The organism is Pseudomonas sp. SIMBA_041 (genome assembly GCF_046535095.1).
Lineage (GTDB): Bacteria > Pseudomonadota > Gammaproteobacteria > Pseudomonadales > Pseudomonadaceae > Aquipseudomonas > Aquipseudomonas mucoides.
On the sequence record NZ_JAWRXJ010000015.1, the window covers coordinates 52,495 to 69,700 of the forward strand.

General features: G+C 56.4%; 15 protein-coding genes and 1 pseudogene. 5 read left to right on the plus strand and 11 right to left on the minus strand.

The genetic code is table 11. The annotated features are described in order from the left end of the window. Positions 1-283 precede the first annotated feature (283 nt). Entirely contained in the window at positions 284-2,134 is a 1,851-nt protein-coding gene (locus SB725_RS28315) for a sigma-54-dependent Fis family transcriptional regulator (protein ID WP_027925086.1), read from the plus strand. 238 nt (positions 2,135-2,372) lie between these two features. On the opposite strand, the gene hxsC is transcribed toward SB725_RS28315, so the two are convergent. The 4 genes from hxsC to hxsA2 are packed head-to-tail and all read right to left on the minus strand — an operon-like array spanning position 2,373 to position 5,566. Beyond that, entirely contained in the window at positions 2,373-3,536 is a 1,164-nt protein-coding gene (gene hxsC, locus SB725_RS28320; protein ID WP_194940355.1) for a His-Xaa-Ser system radical SAM maturase HxsC, read from the minus strand. Continuing rightward, complete coding sequence (gene hxsB, locus SB725_RS28325; RefSeq protein ID WP_194940356.1) at positions 3,530-4,987, minus strand: His-Xaa-Ser system radical SAM maturase HxsB; 1,458 nt, start codon at positions 4,985-4,987, stop codon at positions 3,530-3,532. Before hxsB ends, hxsC begins: the two co-directional genes overlap by 7 nt. After that, positions 4,980-5,282 (minus strand): His-Xaa-Ser system protein HxsD, encoded by a 303-nt coding sequence (gene hxsD, locus SB725_RS28330; RefSeq protein ID WP_194940357.1) that lies wholly within the window; start codon positions 5,280-5,282, stop codon positions 4,980-4,982. The genes hxsB and hxsD overlap by 8 nt, the downstream gene beginning before the upstream one ends. Continuing rightward, entirely contained in the window at positions 5,282-5,566 is a 285-nt protein-coding gene (gene hxsA2, locus SB725_RS28335; RefSeq protein ID WP_194940358.1) for a His-Xaa-Ser repeat protein HxsA2, read from the minus strand. The genes hxsD and hxsA2 overlap by 1 nt, the downstream gene beginning before the upstream one ends. 379 nt (positions 5,567-5,945) lie before the next feature. On the opposite strand from hxsA2, the gene SB725_RS28340 reads away from it, so the two are divergent. Then, entirely contained in the window at positions 5,946-6,503 is a 558-nt protein-coding gene (locus tag SB725_RS28340) for a class I SAM-dependent methyltransferase (protein ID WP_194940359.1), read from the plus strand. A gap of 49 nt (positions 6,504-6,552) precedes the next feature. Continuing rightward, a pseudogene (locus tag SB725_RS28345) lies at positions 6,553-6,669 on the plus strand (helix-turn-helix domain-containing protein); the annotation flags it as partial. A gap of 217 nt (positions 6,670-6,886) precedes the next feature. Here the strand turns inward: SB725_RS28345 and cysS are convergent. Beyond that, the gene (gene cysS, locus SB725_RS28350) at positions 6,887-8,269 is read right to left on the minus strand and encodes a cysteine--tRNA ligase (protein WP_027925085.1); all 1,383 of its coding nucleotides are present in this window, start codon (positions 8,267-8,269) and stop codon (positions 6,887-6,889) included. Between the two features lie 15 nt (positions 8,270-8,284). Next, positions 8,285-9,985 (minus strand): glutamine--tRNA ligase/YqeY domain fusion protein, encoded by a 1,701-nt coding sequence (locus SB725_RS28355; protein ID WP_027925084.1) that lies wholly within the window; start codon positions 9,983-9,985, stop codon positions 8,285-8,287. 250 nt (positions 9,986-10,235) lie between these two features. Between SB725_RS28355 and SB725_RS28360 the strand changes: the two genes are divergently transcribed. Then, the gene (locus SB725_RS28360; RefSeq protein WP_027925083.1) at positions 10,236-10,739 is read left to right on the plus strand and encodes a peptidylprolyl isomerase; all 504 of its coding nucleotides are present in this window, start codon (positions 10,236-10,238) and stop codon (positions 10,737-10,739) included. Further along, positions 10,736-11,488 carry a UDP-2,3-diacylglucosamine diphosphatase gene (gene lpxH / locus SB725_RS28365; RefSeq protein WP_027925082.1) on the plus strand — a complete coding sequence of 251 codons (753 nt, stop codon included), beginning with the start codon at positions 10,736-10,738 and terminating at the stop codon, positions 11,486-11,488. Before SB725_RS28360 ends, lpxH begins: the two co-directional genes overlap by 4 nt. Positions 11,489-11,614: 126 nt before the next feature. Here lpxH and SB725_RS28370 read toward each other — a convergent pair whose 3' ends face one another. From SB725_RS28370 to SB725_RS28390, 5 genes are all read right to left on the minus strand, one after another. After that, positions 11,615-13,144, minus strand: coding sequence for a DHA2 family efflux MFS transporter permease subunit (locus SB725_RS28370; protein ID WP_027925081.1), 1,530 nt, complete (start codon positions 13,142-13,144; stop codon positions 11,615-11,617). Between the two features lie 66 nt (positions 13,145-13,210). Then, the gene (locus tag SB725_RS28375; RefSeq protein WP_027925080.1) at positions 13,211-14,428 is read right to left on the minus strand and encodes an efflux RND transporter periplasmic adaptor subunit; all 1,218 of its coding nucleotides are present in this window, start codon (positions 14,426-14,428) and stop codon (positions 13,211-13,213) included. Positions 14,429-14,443: 15 nt separating this feature from the next. Further along, positions 14,444-15,913, minus strand: coding sequence for an efflux transporter outer membrane subunit (locus SB725_RS28380; protein ID WP_410922911.1), 1,470 nt, complete (start codon positions 15,911-15,913; stop codon positions 14,444-14,446). Next, the gene (locus SB725_RS28385) at positions 15,910-16,383 is read right to left on the minus strand and encodes a MarR family winged helix-turn-helix transcriptional regulator (protein WP_027925078.1); all 474 of its coding nucleotides are present in this window, start codon (positions 16,381-16,383) and stop codon (positions 15,910-15,912) included. Before SB725_RS28385 ends, SB725_RS28380 begins: the two co-directional genes overlap by 4 nt. Positions 16,384-16,649: 266 nt before the next feature. Continuing rightward, positions 16,650-17,069 carry a DUF3757 domain-containing protein gene (locus tag SB725_RS28390; protein ID WP_197622302.1) on the minus strand — a complete coding sequence of 140 codons (420 nt, stop codon included), beginning with the start codon at positions 17,067-17,069 and terminating at the stop codon, positions 16,650-16,652. Positions 17,070-17,206: the final 137 nt, after the last annotated feature.

A 17,206-nucleotide genomic window follows, 5' to 3' on the forward strand; every position in this document is an offset into this window, starting at 1 on the left:
GCTACAGAGCGAGTTTCGTGCCAGAAATTGCAAGCTATTGATCTGGTTTGAAAATCCTTCAGTGAAGGGTGTGAGCACTTTCGTTGCTGAACAGAAATGAACAACTGAGGCTGAACAACTGAACAATCCGCTGGTTGACAATGAACAATAGTGAACAACACTCTACACACCGTTTTACTGCGAAATATTCCGAATTACGCACGGCCCTGTAGCAGCTGCCGAAGGCTGCTACATGAATCGCGTTACTCACAACAAAAATAATAATGTTCAGAGATCGACTGCCATGGCCGCACCCGCCTCGCCGCTCTCCCACGACGCCGTCATTCAGGACTCCTGGAAGCGTTGCCGCGCCTTCGGGCTTGATCATCAGAGTGCACCCGCGTTTGATCAGCTGCCGGCCGAAGGCATCGCACAATTGCTGGAGAGCCAGCATTCCCTGGTGCAAACCACGCATCAAGAAGTCCTGCCGTATTACGAAAACATCCTGAGCAATTCCAACTGCCTGATCATGCTCGCCGACAATCAAGGCCAGGTGCTCACGTCGTGGGGCACCCAGCGCTTTATCGAGCCGAGCCTGACCCGTGGTTTCAGCGCCGGCGCCAGCTGGATGGAGCGTTGCAGCGGCACCAACGCCATCGGCACCGCCCTCGCCTGCGAGCAGGCCGTGCACATCGAACACGATGAACACTTCCTGAAAGCCAATCGCTTCATGACCGGTTCCGCTGCGCCGATTTTCGATGCCGAGCGCAAAGTGATCGCGGTGCTGGACGTGTCCAGCGACAGCTACCTGCCGCCGTCCCATACCCTCGGCATGGTCAAGATGATGAGCCAGACCGTGGAAAACCGGCTGATTCTCAACCTGTTCCACGGCCAGCACTTTCAACTGACGTTCAACACCGGGTTGAACAATCTCGACAGCCAATGGGCCGGGCTGTTGATCTTCGACGAGACCGGCCAGGTGCTGTCCGCCAACCGCCGGGCCGACAATCTGCTGGGCATCAGCCTGTCGCGGGTCAGCGTCGAAAGCCTGTTCAAGGTGTCACTGCTGGAATTGCTGAACCAGCCCGACGGCCTGCCGTTCGCGCTGCAAGCCTCGGGGCGCAATCGCTTTCAGTGCCTGCTGCGGCGGCCGAAACAAGTACCGATTCAAGCGCGACTGTTTTCTGAACCCAAGAGCGCTGAACCGGTGGTCGTGGCGGCACCCGAAACGATCAGCCTCAACACCCTGCACTTCGGCGACAGCCGCGTGGAAAAAGCCGTGCGTCAGGCTGAACGCCTGCTGGAGAAGGACATTCCACTGCTGATCCACGGCGAAACCGGGGTCGGCAAGGAAGTCTTCGTCAAAGCCCTGCACCAGGCCAGCTCTCGCAGCAAACAACCGTTCATTGCGGTCAACTGTGCGGCGATCCCCGCCGAACTGGTGGAATCCGAGCTGTTCGGCTACGAGAAAGGCGCGTTCACCGGCGCCAACCAGAAAGGCAGCATCGGGCTGATCCGCAAAGCCGATAAAGGCACCCTGTTTCTCGATGAAATCGGCGACATGCCGCTGCCGACCCAAGCCCGGTTGTTGAGGGTATTGCAGGAACGCTGCGTGCAACCGGTGGGCAGCAGCGAGCTGTTCCCGGTCGATATCCGGATTATTTCGGCGACCAACCGTGCGTTGCGTGAGCAAGTGCAACTGGGGCGGTTCCGCGAAGACCTGTACTACCGGATCGGCGGTTTGACCCTGGAACTACCGCCCCTGCGCGAACGCAGCGACAAGCAGGCCTTGTTCAAACGTTTGTGGGAGCAGCACCGCGAGCCATCGCAGTGGGCCGGGTTGAGCCGTGAGGTGCTGGAACTGTTCGGCCGTCATCCGTGGCCGGGGAATTTGCGCCAGGTCAGCAGCGTGATGCAGGTGGCGCTGGCCATGGCCGAGGAGCAGCCGGTACGACCGGAGCATTTGCCGGATGATTTTTTTGTCGATCTGGAGATGGAACCGGTGGATTCGCCAGAAGTGTTGGCGGTGGATTTGAATGATGTCGAAGATTTGAATCGGCAGTTGCGGGCGGCTGGGGGGAATATTTCGCACTTGGCCCGGCGGTTGGGGGTTAGTCGCAATACCCTTTATAAGCGGTTGCGCCAGGCTGAGTGATGAGTGAACCGCAATCCTGGTGTTCGGCTTTAGACCATCGCGAGCAAGCTCGCTCCCACAGGGTTCAGTGTCGTGCGCAGAACTCAAACCAAGCGAAGATCAACTGTGGGAGCGAGCTTGCTCGCGATAGCGCCAGCCGGGACACCACAACCTTTGAGCCCTGCACATAAACAAAAACCCGCATCGCATAAAGTGCTAATTGCGGCGACTGAATTTGTTGAATGAAATGATGCCGAAGTCAGAATGGGACTAGGTGCTTGCTGTAACCGAACTTAACACCCGATGCAAAAAAACCTCCGCATTCACGCTGTTTTTTACAGCTCTGACACTCAGAAGCGTATTCGTTCTTCCAGTCGCTGATTGATTTACGGTAGTAGGGTTGAATGTCCGAATTCACCAAGCATAGCTGATGGTTGTATACCGAGACGTTCATGCCGTACTTGGCCAAAATCCCAACTGATTTGCTGAGTGTATCTTTGTACTCAATTGGGTCAATCCATAGTTCATCAAGATTTGCCCTAGTGAAGCCCATCATCTCAAGGCCCATCAACGCCACATGATCAACAAACAGCAGATTACGTGCGATGAACTCACACAGCTCAGGCAGGCGCTGCACCGATAGCTTATGAATGACAACTCGGATCTCAACTTTCTGACCCAAACGCTTCAGATTGAGAATGCCCTGAATGGTTTCATCGAATGCGCCCTGGGCCTGGACGATGTAGTCATGCAGCGTCGGGTCGTCCGAATAGACAGGTATTCCGATCATCGCGTCGGGCAATTCAAGCTGCGCATACTTTTCGGCGAACGCAGGGTCTTTAAAACTGCGCCCGTTCGAGAGAATGTGGATTGCGGTTCTTGGTAGATAACTTTTTGTCAGGCTGATGATTTTAAGGAAACGCTCCCGATTGGTCGTTGGCTCGCCGCCAGTAAATACCAACTCTGGGGTGTCCTTTGGAATCAGCGGGATCAGATCCTCCGTTTCATCGAGCAACCATGAATCATCAGCAGCCTTAGGCGGTTGTGAGCACATGAGGCAGTAATGATTGCACTGTTCAGTAATCAAAATGCTGTTGTTGGGCGCTGATACCCGAAACAGTACACGAATTGTCCGACGATCTGCTGAAAGCCTGACTATGTCACCATCACCAATGTAGCTGTAGTCATTCGGTAGGAGTGAGTAATCTGAGTCGGAAGGCAGCACCTCAACCAACTCACGATGCTTTTCAAGCAGCAGGTAGTGTGCGAATCCTCGGGGAATCTGGTGATCAGAAACCAGATACGCCATTTCTCGTCGCAATACTTCTGGCAGATTCCGGCTGGTCGCCACTTTGAGTAACGTGAGGTCCTTATGAACATCAACCGCATGGATACGGATAATCTTTCCGCCGAGCTTCAGCATCGATTGGCCCACCCCATAAAAATCCGTTTCGTTTGCTCATCGCTTTCCATCAGTTCAATGAGATGCTTGAAAATCGCCATATTTCGTTTGCAGAAAGAGGACTCAGATTTTCTTGCAACCACATCCTTGTGAATGGCGTGATGGTAGACGGGCTCAGCGCCGCAGTAAGGCTCAAATGCACAGTCAGAGCACATTGGAGCGCTTAGAGTGAACGAGTTCTCCAGTGCATCCAGAAGCTGATCAGAAAGGATTATTTCCTCATAGGAATGCTCGAGAATGTTGCCCAACCTAAACGTATGATCACCCATTTCAGCAAGCATTCGGCTTTCATCTGAGGCGTAGACCGATCCGTCGTAGTTGAACACGATGGCTGCGATCCCAGCACCGGCAGGGTTCATCAAATCAACAAACCCAGGGTCCCCCGATGTCAACATTTTCGTCAGCACAATCGAGGAGTACTGTTCTACAAATCTTATGCCGGACTTGTTCAGTTCAATAATGTACTCAAGACCTTCCTTGTAAAACTCCAGCCAACGCTCCGTGTCATAAGACATGAATTTCTTGGTCTTGATCGCAAAGCCGTAAGGGGAAAGCGTACGTAAAAAAATCCCATCAAAGCCCAGTCGCAAGTATTCATCAATGATGTCACGTGCGCGTGGCAGGCTCTTATCTGTGGTTGTCATCAGGGCTGAAACTTGGTCATAGCCGAGGGCTGCGCGGGCTTTTTTCAAGCCTTCCTCGAAACGCTGGTGACTATCTCGACCTGGCCGTGGGCGATTTGCATTATGCAGATCCATTGGCCCGTCCAGAGAAGATGAAAGCACGATGCTGTGCTGCTTACAGAACTCGAGCATGTCATCGGTCAGAAGCGACAGTGTGGTCGCGATGACGAACCGCAGATCTCGCCCTTCCTTGATGTTGCGCTTTTTTGCTTCAAGAACGACGTATCTCACCATCTCGAAGTTCAGCAGTGGTTCGCCACCTTGAAATTCAATTTTTATCGCCGGATTCGGTGACCTAAAAACGAAATCCAACGATTTGTCGGCCATCTCCGTGGTCATGTCGAATTCGCCTTTGCTTTCCGACTGCCTTGATACCTGGCAATACGGACAGCTGTGATCACAGCGAAGGGTCACCACAAAGATATGTAGATTGGTGAACTGGGCCAGTCTGGACAACCGCGTGCGTATTTTGAGTGCCAAGAGCTGAAGTGGCGCTTGTTCATTGGTGAAGCGAATAAATTGCTTAGACCGGAGCGTAGGAATTAGCTCTGATGTAAGAGGAAGCGTCTTGTTGATGATCGGCTCAAGCATAGACGATGGAATGACGTGGAACTCGCCTGCCATATTGGTGATGACATACTCATCGTCATTGAGGCGATCAAACTTGAAGGGCAGCAACTCGTAAGGACGTTGCTGCGCGTAGAACTCAAGCTTTTGGAATTTACTCACTGATAAGCCCGGTTTTTGAAAAGGCCAGTCCAAGGATTAAATTTTTGATCGGCTGCGTCTCAGCGCTTAGCTGGTGGCGCAATTGATAGTCGAGCACATCCTTCTTGAATTCTTGAACGGCAGATAGGAAGGACGACTCGTCAAGGCCGATATTCGAGGACAAGGCGCAGATAAACTGTCCCTCATCGACTGCGATATCAACCGTCAGGGAATTCATCGAACGATAAGCGGCTTTCTGCAAAACCTGCGCGTCGTAAAGCCGCTCATCAAAAACGAGCTTATGTGAGTAAATCATCACGAGCCTGAAGTGTGAGAGGAATGCGAGGCGTGCGAAGCATGGGAGCTGTGGGAGGTGTGATAAGCCATCAACTGCCCTTGGTCCCCGCGTTTGAGAACAAAGGCGAATTGATCACTCCCACCGCGCACCGAAAGGTTTTCGCTTTGAGCTTCAGCCGGGAATGTGTTTGGGGTATCGGTTATTGGTTCTACAACCTCGTGGGTGGCTACTGCTGATGCTTGTTCGGTTGCCATCGCAGCTGCAAGAGTGGCCATCGGGACCAGAAAGGAGCGTTTTTTCATCACGAAATTTCCCTATCGTTCTTGTGGTTTTATGGGAGTCTCGCTGACACCTATCTGTGATGTCAATATGGAATCGACTAATGGCCTTTTAGTGACCCATAACCCAACAGACGACTCGTCTTTTTAGTAAAGGCTATATAGCGAAAAACAACATTGCAGCGACATCTCCATATAGTTCTTCTATTAGCGAACTTCACGGATGCGGCGCACAGCCCTTCAAAAAACAACGAGGCATCTAACCGACGCGAGAATGCGTTATCGAACCTCTTGAGCTATCTTAAATTTTCAGTTTAGGCCAACAGCCCTAATGACTTTAAAATCTCAGACGGGGCATGCAGTAGTAATTTTTTATTGGCAGTGCAATTTTCGCAGGTTCCCTATGAGATTGAGAAATAATCAAATCGACAGCCAATACAGTCGACATAAAAAGCCACTATCCAATGATCCTTCCAGTTTCTTGGAGGCTCAGCTTTCAGCTTTAAATTTACATAAAGGGTCAACTGTTCTTGATGCGGGGTGTGGGTATGGACGTAATTCGGCACTATTATCCAAACATAATTTAAATGTAGTGGCTGCAGATTTTTCTTATGAAAGCTTTAGCAACTCGTGGTTCTTAAACTATAAAAACATAAACCCAATTATTATGGACTGCAGAAAACCACTCCCTTTCAAAAGCTGTTCTTTTTCAGCCGCGATCATCATTCATTTTTACAGTAAATATTTAATAGAAAATTTAATCGACATAATCAAACCCGCTGGATTCTTAATTTATGAAAGTATTAGTGGCAACGGTGAAAATTGGCGTGAACTGGGTGTTACCGAAGAGGTAAAAAAAATCCTGGAGAAAAAGTTTATTATCAAACACTACAAAGAGCGACTTGTTGGCCCCGATAGAAAATATGCCACCGTAAAATTGATTGCTCAAAAAATTAGTTAATAGAGTACCTGTAATTATGGACTGAAAGCATTCGCTAGAATGGATCTACGATGTCGAGGATTTGAATCGGCAGTTGCGGGCGGCTGGGGGGAATATTTCGCACTTGGCCCGGCGGTTGGGGGTTAGTCGCAATACCCTTTATAAGCGGTTGCGCCAGGCTGAGTGATGAGTGAACCGCAATCCTGGTGTTCGGCTTTAGACCATCGCGAGCAAGCTCGCTCCCACAGGGTTCAGTGTCGTGCGCAGAACTCAAACCAAGCGAAGATCAACTGTGGGAGCGAGCTTGCTCGCGATAGCGCCAGCCGGGACACCACAACCTTTGAGCCCTGCACATAAACAAAAACCCGCACAAGGCGGGTTTTGTTTTGCAGCGGATAACGCAATCAGTCAGCCAAACGCCAGGTCGTGCCGCCCTTGCCGTCTTCCAGCACCACGCCCATGGCGGTGAGCTGGTCGCGGATGCGGTCGGATTCGGCCCAGTCTTTACCGGCACGAGCCGCCAGACGCGCAGCAATCAGCGCGTCCACTTCAGCGGCATCCACACGCCCTTCAGCGCCAGCCTGCAAGAAGTCATCGGCCTCAAGCTGCAACACGCCCAGCACGCTCGCCAGTTCCTTCAAGCGCGCTGCCAGGCCCGCCGCCGCATTGAGATCGCTCTCGCGCAGGCGGTTGATCTCACGCACCATTTCGAACAGCACCGCGCAAGCTTCCGGCGTGCCGAAGTCGTCGTTCATCACCTGGGTGAAGCGCTCGACAAAGGCCTCGCCACCGGCCGGTGCCACGTTCGGCAGACCTTTCAACGCGTGGTAGAAACGCTCGAGCGCGCCTTTGGCGTCCTTGAGGTTGTCTTCCGAGTAGTTGATCGCGCTGCGGTAGTGGCTCGACACCAGCAGATAACGCACGACTTCCGGGTGGTACTTTTCCAGCACGTCGCGAATGGTGAAGAAATTGTTCAAGGACTTGGACATCTTCTCGCCATTGATGCGAATCATGCCGCAATGCATCCACGCGTTGGCGTAGGTCTTGCCGGTGGCCGCTTCGCTCTGGGCGATTTCGTTTTCGTGGTGCGGGAACTCGAGGTCGCTGCCGCCGCCATGAATGTCGAAGGTCTCGCCGAGGCAGCAGGTCGACATCACCGAGCATTCGATGTGCCAGCCTGGACGACCGTCGCCCCACGGCGAAGGCCAGCTCGGCTCGCCCGGCTTGGCGCCTTTCCACAAGACGAAGTCCAGCGGGTCCTGTTTGGACTCGTCGACTTCGATCCGCGCGCCGATGCGCAGGTCTTCGATTTTCTTGCGCGACAGCTTGCCGTAGCCCACGAACTTGGCGACGCGGTAGTACACGTCGCCATTGCCCGGTGCGTAGGCATAGCCCTTGTCGATCAACGTCTGGATCATGGTTTGCATGCCAGCGATGTGATCGGTGGCCCGCGGTTCCATGTCCGGCTTGAGGATGTTGAGGCGCGCCTCGTCCTCGTGCATCGCGGTGATCATGCGCTCGGTCAGCGCCTCGAACGGCTCGCCGTTCTCCTTCGCCCGATTGATGATCTTGTCTTCGATGTCGGTGATGTTGCGCACGTAGGTCAGGTTATAACCGCTGAACCGCAACCAGCGGGTCACCAGGTCGAACGCGACCATGCTGCGGCCATGGCCAATGTGGCAGTAGTCGTACACGGTCATCCCGCAGACGTACATGCGCACATTGTTGCCATCCAGAGGCTTGAAGACTTCTTTGCTCTTGGTGAGCGTGTTGTAGATCGTAAGCACTTTAGTTTCCTTGAATCACTGGCCCCACGAATCACGCAAGGTCACGGTACGGTTGAACACCGGATGACCTGGTTTCGAGTCCTTGATATCCGCGACGAAGTAACCTTCGCGTTCGAACTGGAAACGGTCTTCCGGCTGTGCATTGCCAAGCGAAGGCTCGGCACGACAACCGGTGAGGACTTGCAGCGAGTCAGGGTTGATGTTGTCCAGGAAACTGGCGCTGTCTTCAGCCTTCTCAGGGTTGGCCGAGCGGAACAGGCGATCGTACAGACGCACTTCGCACTCGACGCTGGCAGCGGCCGGCACCCAGTGCACCACGCCTTTGACCTTACGGCCTTCAGGGTTCTTGCCCAGGGTTTCCGGGTCGTACGAGCAACGCAGTTCGACGATGTTGCCATCGGCGTCCTTGATTGCTTCGTCGGCGCGGATCACGTAGCTGCCGCGCAGACGCACTTCGCCGTTGGGTTCCAGGCGTTTGTAGCCTTTTGGCGGCTCTTCCATGAAGTCATCGTGGTCGATGTAGATTTCACGGGCGAACGGCAGCTTGCGCACGCCCAGTTCTTCTTTCTGCGGATGGCGCGGCAGTTCGAGGTTCTCGACCTGGTCTTGCGGGTAGTTGGTGATCACCACCTTCAACGGACGCAGCACGCACATGGCGCGCGGAGCGTTCTGGTCCAGATCCTGGCGGATGCTGAACTCGAGCATGCCGAAATCGACGACGCCGTCAGAACGGTTGGTGCCGACCATGTCGCAGAAATTGCGGATCGACGCAGGCGTGTAACCACGGCGGCGGAAGCCCGACAGCGTGGACATGCGCGGATCGTCCCAACCGAACACGTGCTTTTCATCGACCAGTTGCTTGAGCTTGCGCTTGCTGGTGATGGTGTAATTCAGGTTCAGGCGGCTGAATTCGTACTGACGCGGGTGCGCCGGTACTGGCAGCGCGTCCAGGAACCAGTCGTACAGCGGACGATGGCTTTCGAATTCCAGGGTGCAGATCGAGTGGGTGATGCCTTCGATGGCGTCCGACTGACCGTGGGTGAAGTCGTAGTTCGGGTAGATGCACCACTTGTCGCCGGTCTGGTGGTGATGCGCGTGACGGATGCGGTACATGATCGGGTCGCGCAGGTTCATGTTCGGCGAGGCCATATCGATCTTGGCCCGCAGCACACGGGCGCCGTCCGGGAACTCGCCGGCACGCATGCGGGCGAACCAGTCGAGGTTTTCTTCCACGGAGCGATCACGGAACGGGCTGTTCTTGCCCGGTTCGGTCAAGGTGCCGCGGTATTCCTTGGCTTGTTCCGGGCTGAGGTCGTCGACGTAGGCCTTGCCGGCCTTGATCAGCTCGACGGCCCAGTCGTGCAACTGGTCGAAATACTGCGAGGCGAAGCGCACGTCGCCGGACCATTCGAAGCCCAGCCATTTGATGTCGCTTTCGATCGCGTCAATGTATTCCTGGTCTTCCTTGGCCGGGTTGGTGTCGTCGAAACGCAGGTGGGTGACGCCGCCGAATTCCTGGGCCAGGCCGAAGTTCACACAGATCGACTTGGCGTGACCGATGTGCAGGTAGCCGTTGGGCTCAGGCGGGAAACGGGTGACGATCTGCGTGTGCTTACCCGAGTCCAGGTCCGCCTGGATGATCGGGCGCAGGAAATTGACCGGCACGGCAGGGCCGGTCTTGGCATTCGAGGTAGGGTCGACAGTGGGCTTGCTCATAGGATCCTTGAACGTACAAGTGCGTGGCCGGAACGAAAGGCCTGACAAAACAAAGCCGCTATCATAGCCGATGCTGTCAAGCTGCTGACAGAGCGGGCCCTAAAACAGGTGCGTTTAATGCACCTGTTTTGAAAAACAGCCTCGAAATTAACGCCTGTCGCGCTAAACTGCGCACCTTGGCTGCTGTTGGCCGGACCGGTTAAGGGCCCTGACGCCCCGAAACCCACGAATTCATTAAAGAGTACCGATCATGACCCAAGTCAAACTGACCACCAACCATGGCGACATCGTCCTGGAACTGAACGCTGAAAAAGCCCCGATCACCGTGGCCAACTTCATCGAGTACGTGAAAGCCGGTCACTACGAAAACACCGTTTTCCACCGTGTCATCGGTAACTTCATGATCCAGGGCGGCGGTTTCGAGCCAGGCATGAAAGAAAAGAAAGACAAGCGCCCAAGCATCCAGAACGAAGCCGACAACGGCCTGCCGAACGTTAAGTACAGCGTGGCCATGGCTCGCACCATGGAACCGCATTCGGCTTCCGCCCAGTTCTTCATCAACGTGGCTGACAACAGCTTCCTGAACCACAGCGCCAAGACCACTCAGGGCTGGGGCTACGCCGTGTTCGCCAAAGTCGTTGAAGGCACCGACGTGGTCGACAAGATCAAAGGTGTTGCCACCACCATGAAGTCCGGCCACCAGGACGTACCAGCAGACGACGTGATCATCGAGAAAGCCGAGATCATTGAGTGATACTGCTGATTTCAGACTTGCATCTGGAAGAGGAGCGCCCGGACATTACCCGGGCGTTTCTGGATTTGCTCGCCGGACGCGCCCGCTCGGCGAGTGCGCTGTACATTCTGGGCGACTTTTTCGAAGCGTGGATTGGCGACGACGCCATGACGCCCTTTCAGCGTTCCATCTGCCAGGCCCTGCGCGAATTGAGCGACAGCGGCACGGCCATTTTTCTGATGCACGGCAACCGCGACTTCATGCTCGGCCAGGCCTTTTGTAAACAGGCCGGCTGCACGCTGTTGAAGGACCCGAGTGTCGTGCCGTTTTACGGCGAACCGGTGCTACTGATGCACGGTGACAGCCTCTGCACTCGCGACGAAGCCTATATGAAGCTGCGTCGCTACCTGCGCAACCCGATCAGCCTGTTCATCCTGCGAAATTTACCGCTGCGCACCCGGCATAAGCTGGCGCGCAAGCTGCGCAGTGAAAGCCGCGCGCAAACGCGGATGAAGGCCAACGACATCGTGGATGTCACGCCGGAGGAAATTCCGCGGATCATGCAGGAATACGGCGTGAAAACCTTGATCCACGGCCATACCCATCGCCCGGCCATCCACAAGTTGCAGTTGGGCGAACAAGCGGCCAAACGCATTGTGCTGGGGGATTGGGATCGCCAGGGCTGGGCGTTGCAGGTGGATGAGAACGGGTTTGCACTGGCCCCCTTCGACTTCACCCCGCCACCGCAATTGGCCGCTCCCACTCACTGACTGCCGAACACAAAACCCTTTGTAGGAGTGAGCCTGCTCGCGATAGCGGTGGATCAGTCAACAAAAGTGTTGAATGTGAATCCGCTATCGCGAGCAGGCTCATTCCTACAGTGGATTGTGTTTAGGTCAGTGACCGGAAGCAGCCGGCCCCGCTTTCGCTGCAAACGGCGGTTTCGCCAGCCATACAATCAGAATCAACCCCATGAACCCCCAGCCCAGCAACGTGAAGTAATCCACGGTGGAGAGCATGTACGCCTGACTCGTCAGCACATGATCCAGCTGCGCATAGGCCGGGTTACCCGCCCCGCCCAAGGTGTTCAGTGCATCACGGGTGGCCGGATCGAATGTGGTGATGCTTTCGCTCAGATACGCGTGATGCTGATCCGCCCGGCGAATCCAGATCCAGGTGGTCAGTGACGCCGCAAAACTACCGCCCAGTGTGCGCAGGAACGTCGCCAGGCCCGCGCCGTCGGCGATCTGGCTCGGTGGCAGGTCCGACATCAAGATGCTCAGGGTCGGCATGAAGAACAGCGCCACGCCAATGCCCATGAACAGTTGCACCAGGGCGATGTGCTGGAAGTCCACTTCATTGTTGAACCCGGCGCGCATGAAGCAGCTCAGGCCAATGGCCAGGAACGCCAGCCCGGCCAGCAATCGCAGGTCGAACTTGTGCGCGTACTTGCCGACAAACGGCGACATCAGCACTGGCAGAATCCCGATCGGCGCCACGGCCAACCCCGCCCAGGTCGCGGTGTAGCCCATCTGGGTTTGCAGCCATTGCGGCAGGATCAGGTTGATGCCGAAGAACCCGGCGTAGCCGAGCACCAGCACCAGCGTGCCGATGCGGAAGTTGCGATACGCGAACAGCCGCAGGTTCACCACCGGGTGCTTATCGGTCATTTCCCAGATGATGAACACCGCCAGCGCGATCACGGAGATGGCCGCGCCAATCAGGATGAAAGTCGACTCGAACCAGTCCAGGTCATTGCCCTTGTCGAGGATAATCTGCAACGCACCGACGCCAATGATCAACGTGATCAATCCCACGTAATCCATCGGTTGGCGGCTGGTTTCCACCGGGCGCGCCTTGAGTTGCTGGCGCACCACCATCACTGCGAAGACGCCGATCGGCACGTTGATGAAGAAAATCCACGGCCAGCTATAGCTGTCGGTAATCCAGCCGCCAAGAATCGGCCCTGCAATGGGCGCCACCACCGTGACCATCGCCAGCAACGCCAGGGCCATGCCGCGCCTCGCGGGGGGATAGACCGCGATCAGCAGCGTCTGGGTCATCGGGTACAACGGACCGGCCACCAGGCCTTGCAGCACCCGAAAACCGATCAGTTCCGGCATCGAGGTCGAGATGCCGCAGAGAAACGAGGCCAGCACGAACAGCACCGTGGCCCAGAGAAACAGCTTCACTTCACCGAAGCGGCGGCTGAGCCAACCGGTCAGCGGCAGCGCAATCGCGTTGCTCACGGCAAAGGAAGTAATCACCCACGTGCCCTGCTCCGAACTCACGCCCAGGTTGCCGGAAATGGTCGGCAGCGCCACGTTGGCGATGGTGGTGTCGAGCACTTGCATAAAGGTCGCCAGCGACAGGCCGATGGTGCTGAGCAACAGGCTGGGCGGCGTGAAAGAGGCGTTATTGCTCATCGCGAATCCTTTGAAACCGGGAGGGCGCGGCGCCCATTAACGGAGCGCCGCTGAGGGATTGGCGAATCAGCGTTGCGCGGTCTTGCTGACCGCCGCGCTGTTGTCGTGGATCAACTGAGTGATCATCGCGTCGGCTTCAGCCAACTGACGGTCGTAGACGTTGGTGCTGAACGAGGCCTTTTGCGGTGGCTGTTGCGCCAGCACCGGGCCGCTCTGGTCGTGCAGGTTCACGTCAACCTGAGTCGACAGCCCCACGCGCAACGGGTGCCTGGCCAGTTCTTCGGCGTTGATGTGGATCCGCACCGGCACGCGCTGGACGATTTTGATCCAGTTACCGGTGGCGTTTTGCGCCGGCAGCAGGGCAAATGCGCTGCCGGTACCGGCGCCGAGGCTGTCGATGGTGCCGCTGAATTTCACGTCGCTGCCGTACAGGTCGGCCTGGATGTCCACCGGCTGACCGATGCGCATGTCACGCAATTGGGTTTCCTTGAAGTTGGCGTCGATCCACAGTTGATCCAGCGGAATCACCGCCATCAGCGCGGTGCCCGGCTGAACCCGTTGACCCAATTGCACAGAGCGCTTGGCCACGTAACCAGTGACCGGCGCGATCAAGGTGCTGCGCGAGTTGTTCAGGTACGCCTGACGCAGTTGCGCGGCGGCCGACATCACGTCCGGGTGCGACGAGACCACAGTGTCATCGACCAGCGCACTGGTGGTTTTCAATTGCTGCCTGGCGTTGGCCAGGGCGTTTTGCGCCGAGGTCAGGTCGTCGCGAGCGTGGGACAGTTCTTCCTGGGAAATCGCACCGCCAGCGGCGAGGTTTTTCCGGCGATTGAAGTTGTCCTGAGCCTTCTGCACTTCAGCCTGCTGGGCGTTGACCTGGGCTTTCATGCCGTCAACGTTGCTGTACAAACCGCGTACCTGGCGCACGGTGCGGGCCAGATTGGCCTGGGCACTTTGCAGGCCGACTTCGGCGTCATTCGGGTCGAAATTGATCAGCACCTGGCCTTCGTGGACCAGGTCACCATCATCCGCGCCGATGCTGACCACGGTGCCGGTGACCAGCGGGGTGATTTCCACCACATTGCCGTTCACATAGGCGTCGTCGGTGCTCTCGTTCCAGCGCCCGAAGAGTTCGTGATAACCCCAGACGCCGACACCGGCGAGGACAACCACGATGGCCAGAACGACCAGCATGACTTTGCGTTTACGCGAATTGCTCGTGTCTTGAGCGTTGTCTGGTGATGTGTTGGTTGGAGCAGCAGATGTATCGGCAGTGGCCATGACAAATACCTTGAATTAGTTGTGCTGCGTGGCTGGGAGGGCGTTGGCTGCGGTCAGGGTTTCGCCCTGAAAACCGCCGCCCAGCGCTTGCATCAATTGGATCGACAAGTCGATCTGCTCGGCATTCAGGTTGGCCAGCTGACGCTGGGCCTGGAGCAATTGCTGCTCGATGCTGAGCACGTCCAGGTAGTTGCCGATGCCGGAACCGTACCGCTGGACCACGGTGTTGTAAGAATCCTGGGCAATGTCGGTGGCATGCTGCTGGGCACCGATTTGCCGGCCGATATCGCGCAACTGGTTAATGGTGTCGCTGACATCGCCGAGCGCTTTCACCAGGCTTTTGTTGTACTGCGCCACCGCGAGGTCGTAATCGGCGTCGCGGGAATCGAGGTCGGCGCGCAGGCGGCCACCGTCGAAAATCGGCACAGAAATCGTGGGGGCGATGTTGAAGAAACGGCTCGCCGAACCAAACATTGCATCCCCCAACAACGATTCGGCACCGGCCGCGGCGCTGAGGTTCAAGTTGGGATAGAACTGGGTTTTGCCGGCGGCGATGTTCTTGCTCGCGGCTTCGACCCGCCACCTAGCGGCCACCAGGTCGGGACGACGGCCGAGCAATTCGGCGGGCAGCACCGATGGCAAAGCGACTACGCTGGCCTGAAGAATTTTCGGTCGGGCGATTTCGTTGCCGCGGTCCGGACCTTTGCCGAGCAGTACCGCCAGGGCGATTTTGGCGCTGTTCAAGCGTTTTTCGGCGTCGATCAGGCTGGCTTCGGACGTGGCTTCCAGGCTTTGGGTCTGCTGGAACTGATACTGACTGTCGATGCCCGAGCTCAGGCGACGCTGACCCAAATCGAGCATTTGTTTAGTGCGCTTGAGGTCTTCATTGGCCAGGTCGTAGACGATGTGCGCCTGCCCCAAGTCGCTGTAGGCGCGGGCGACGTCGGCGGACAGGGTCAACTGCGCGGCCTGTTGATCGACTTCGGCGGCGCGAGCTTGCCCCAATGCAGCTTCCCAGGCTTCACGCTGACCGCCCCACAAGTCGAAGTTGTAATTGAAGCTGGCACCGATGTTGCGCACGGTGGCGTAAGTGCCGCCCTGCCCGGTCGGGTCCTGATCGCGGGCCAGACGCGAGCGGCTGACACCGGCGCTGGCATCGAGGGTCGGCATGCGCGCGGCGTCGGCGGCATAGGCAGCAGCGCTGGCCTGGTGCGCGCGGGCGTCGGCGATTTGCATGTCGGGGCTGTCGTGCAAGGCTTCGCGGATCAGACCGTCGAGTTGCGGGTCGCCGAGGCTTTTCCACCAGTCGTTTTTCGGCCAGGCCGCTGGCGACAGGCTTACGCCGCTGAGGGATTGTCCGGCCTTGAGGGTTTTCGCATCGAGGCTTTTGCCTTCTGTGGTCAAGCCGCTGTAGCTGGCGCAACCGGCCAGGGTCATGGCGGCCAGGGCCAGGCTCAACCCGGTGCGCAGAGTTTTACTGTTCATTTGTCACCTACCCGCAGCAGGGTGATCGAATCACCGGCGGCTATCAGGATTTTCTTGAGGAGGTGTTCCAGGGTTTTCAGCTCATCGGGGGTGATGGCGCCGGCCAGTTCGTTCATGGCGTCGGCGCCAATGTGCGGCAGGCGGTCGGCAAGGTTCTGGCCTTCTGCCGTCAGCACCAGTTGAACCTGGCGGCGATCCGCCTCGCAGCGTTGGCGGATGAGGAAACCTTTCTGTTCCAGGCGATCAAGCATGCGGGTCATCGAGCCGCTGTCCAGCGACAGGTGACGGCACAACTCGGCCGGGGTATCGACGCCGAACTGGGCCACGATGATCATCACCTTGAACTGAGCGGCGGTGATGCCGTGGGGTTCCATGTGGGTGTCGATGATCCGGTCTTTGAGCAGAGCGGCACGTCCCAGCAGGAGACCGAGGTGGCAGTTTTCGAAATCGTCTGGGGTGAAATGCTTCATCTGACCACCAATTAGCTGCCTAAGCAGTGAATGTATGACGAGATGTTACTGCCTAGGCAGCCAATGTCAACGTAATAGTTAGGTTGCTTTGTATTTGACAGATAAATGGCGCAGCACAAAAGCAAAAAATCGCAGCCTACGGCAGCTTCTTCAGGTTTTTATGTACCCCTGTAGAAGCTGCCGCAAGACTGCGATCTTTATGCTTTTTGCTTACAACGTTGCCGCAGTGGCCGACCCAGGCTTGAACCAAGTCGGCGCGAGGCTACTTACTCAAACGTGCACTGCTCCGGCGCCACGCCCGCGCAACGAGGCAGCACGCTGCCATCGGCCTGGGTCTGGTTGGTCCAGGCAGCGCCCACTGGCTTCACCGCGTCAGCGGATTTCAACGTCATTCGCACACCTTCGCGTTTTGGTCCCACGTAATCGCAGGCTACGAAGTTTTTCGCGTTGACGACATACGCTTCCTCGAAGGCTACGGCTATCAGATCCTCCTTTGCAGCTATCGGGTTCTCGCCTGTCCATTGCAGACCTTTACTGGCAGCTGCGGTGTAGACAAAGCCGCCGTCTTTCATCGCTGTTTGCTGGATCGCCCCGACAGTCGGGCAAGCGTTGCCGGCATAGGCATTAGCCATCAAAGCCATCATTACAACTACGCCAGCGGAAAATTTATTGGTAATACCGGTCATGCTTGTTACTCCATGTGCACTTAAAGATTCGTCATCATCCATCTACGACTTGTTATTAGCCCAGTCAGATAAATCAATTGATCGCATCAATTGCGATGACGCATCCTAGTACAGAAACTCATTTCAACAAATAGCAG

What these genes read in the sequence shown, in the direction of transcription:
- SB725_RS28315 (WP_027925086.1), top strand. Translation starts at nt 284, where the DNA reads ATGGCCGCACCCGCCTCGCCGCTCTCCCACGACGCCGTCATTCAGGAC.
- hxsC (WP_194940355.1), bottom strand. Translation starts at nt 3,536, where the DNA reads ATGCTGAAGCTCGGCGGAAAGATTATCCGTATCCATGCGGTTGATGTT.
- hxsD (WP_194940357.1), bottom strand. Translation starts at nt 5,282, where the DNA reads ATGATTTACTCACATAAGCTCGTTTTTGATGAGCGGCTTTACGACGCG.
- hxsA2 (WP_194940358.1), bottom strand. Translation starts at nt 5,566, where the DNA reads ATGAAAAAACGCTCCTTTCTGGTCCCGATGGCCACTCTTGCAGCTGCG.
- SB725_RS28340 (WP_194940359.1), top strand. Translation starts at nt 5,946, where the DNA reads ATGAGATTGAGAAATAATCAAATCGACAGCCAATACAGTCGACATAAA.
- SB725_RS28355 (WP_027925084.1), bottom strand. Translation starts at nt 9,985, where the DNA reads ATGAGCAAGCCCACTGTCGACCCTACCTCGAATGCCAAGACCGGCCCT.
- SB725_RS28360 (WP_027925083.1), top strand. Translation starts at nt 10,236, where the DNA reads ATGACCCAAGTCAAACTGACCACCAACCATGGCGACATCGTCCTGGAA.
- SB725_RS28370 (WP_027925081.1), bottom strand. Translation starts at nt 13,144, where the DNA reads ATGAGCAATAACGCCTCTTTCACGCCGCCCAGCCTGTTGCTCAGCACC.
- SB725_RS28375 (WP_027925080.1), bottom strand. Translation starts at nt 14,428, where the DNA reads ATGGCCACTGCCGATACATCTGCTGCTCCAACCAACACATCACCAGAC.
- SB725_RS28380 (WP_410922911.1), bottom strand. Translation starts at nt 15,913, where the DNA reads ATGAACAGTAAAACTCTGCGCACCGGGTTGAGCCTGGCCCTGGCCGCC.
- SB725_RS28385 (WP_027925078.1), bottom strand. Translation starts at nt 16,383, where the DNA reads ATGAAGCATTTCACCCCAGACGATTTCGAAAACTGCCACCTCGGTCTC.
- SB725_RS28390 (WP_197622302.1), bottom strand. Translation starts at nt 17,069, where the DNA reads ATGACCGGTATTACCAATAAATTTTCCGCTGGCGTAGTTGTAATGATG.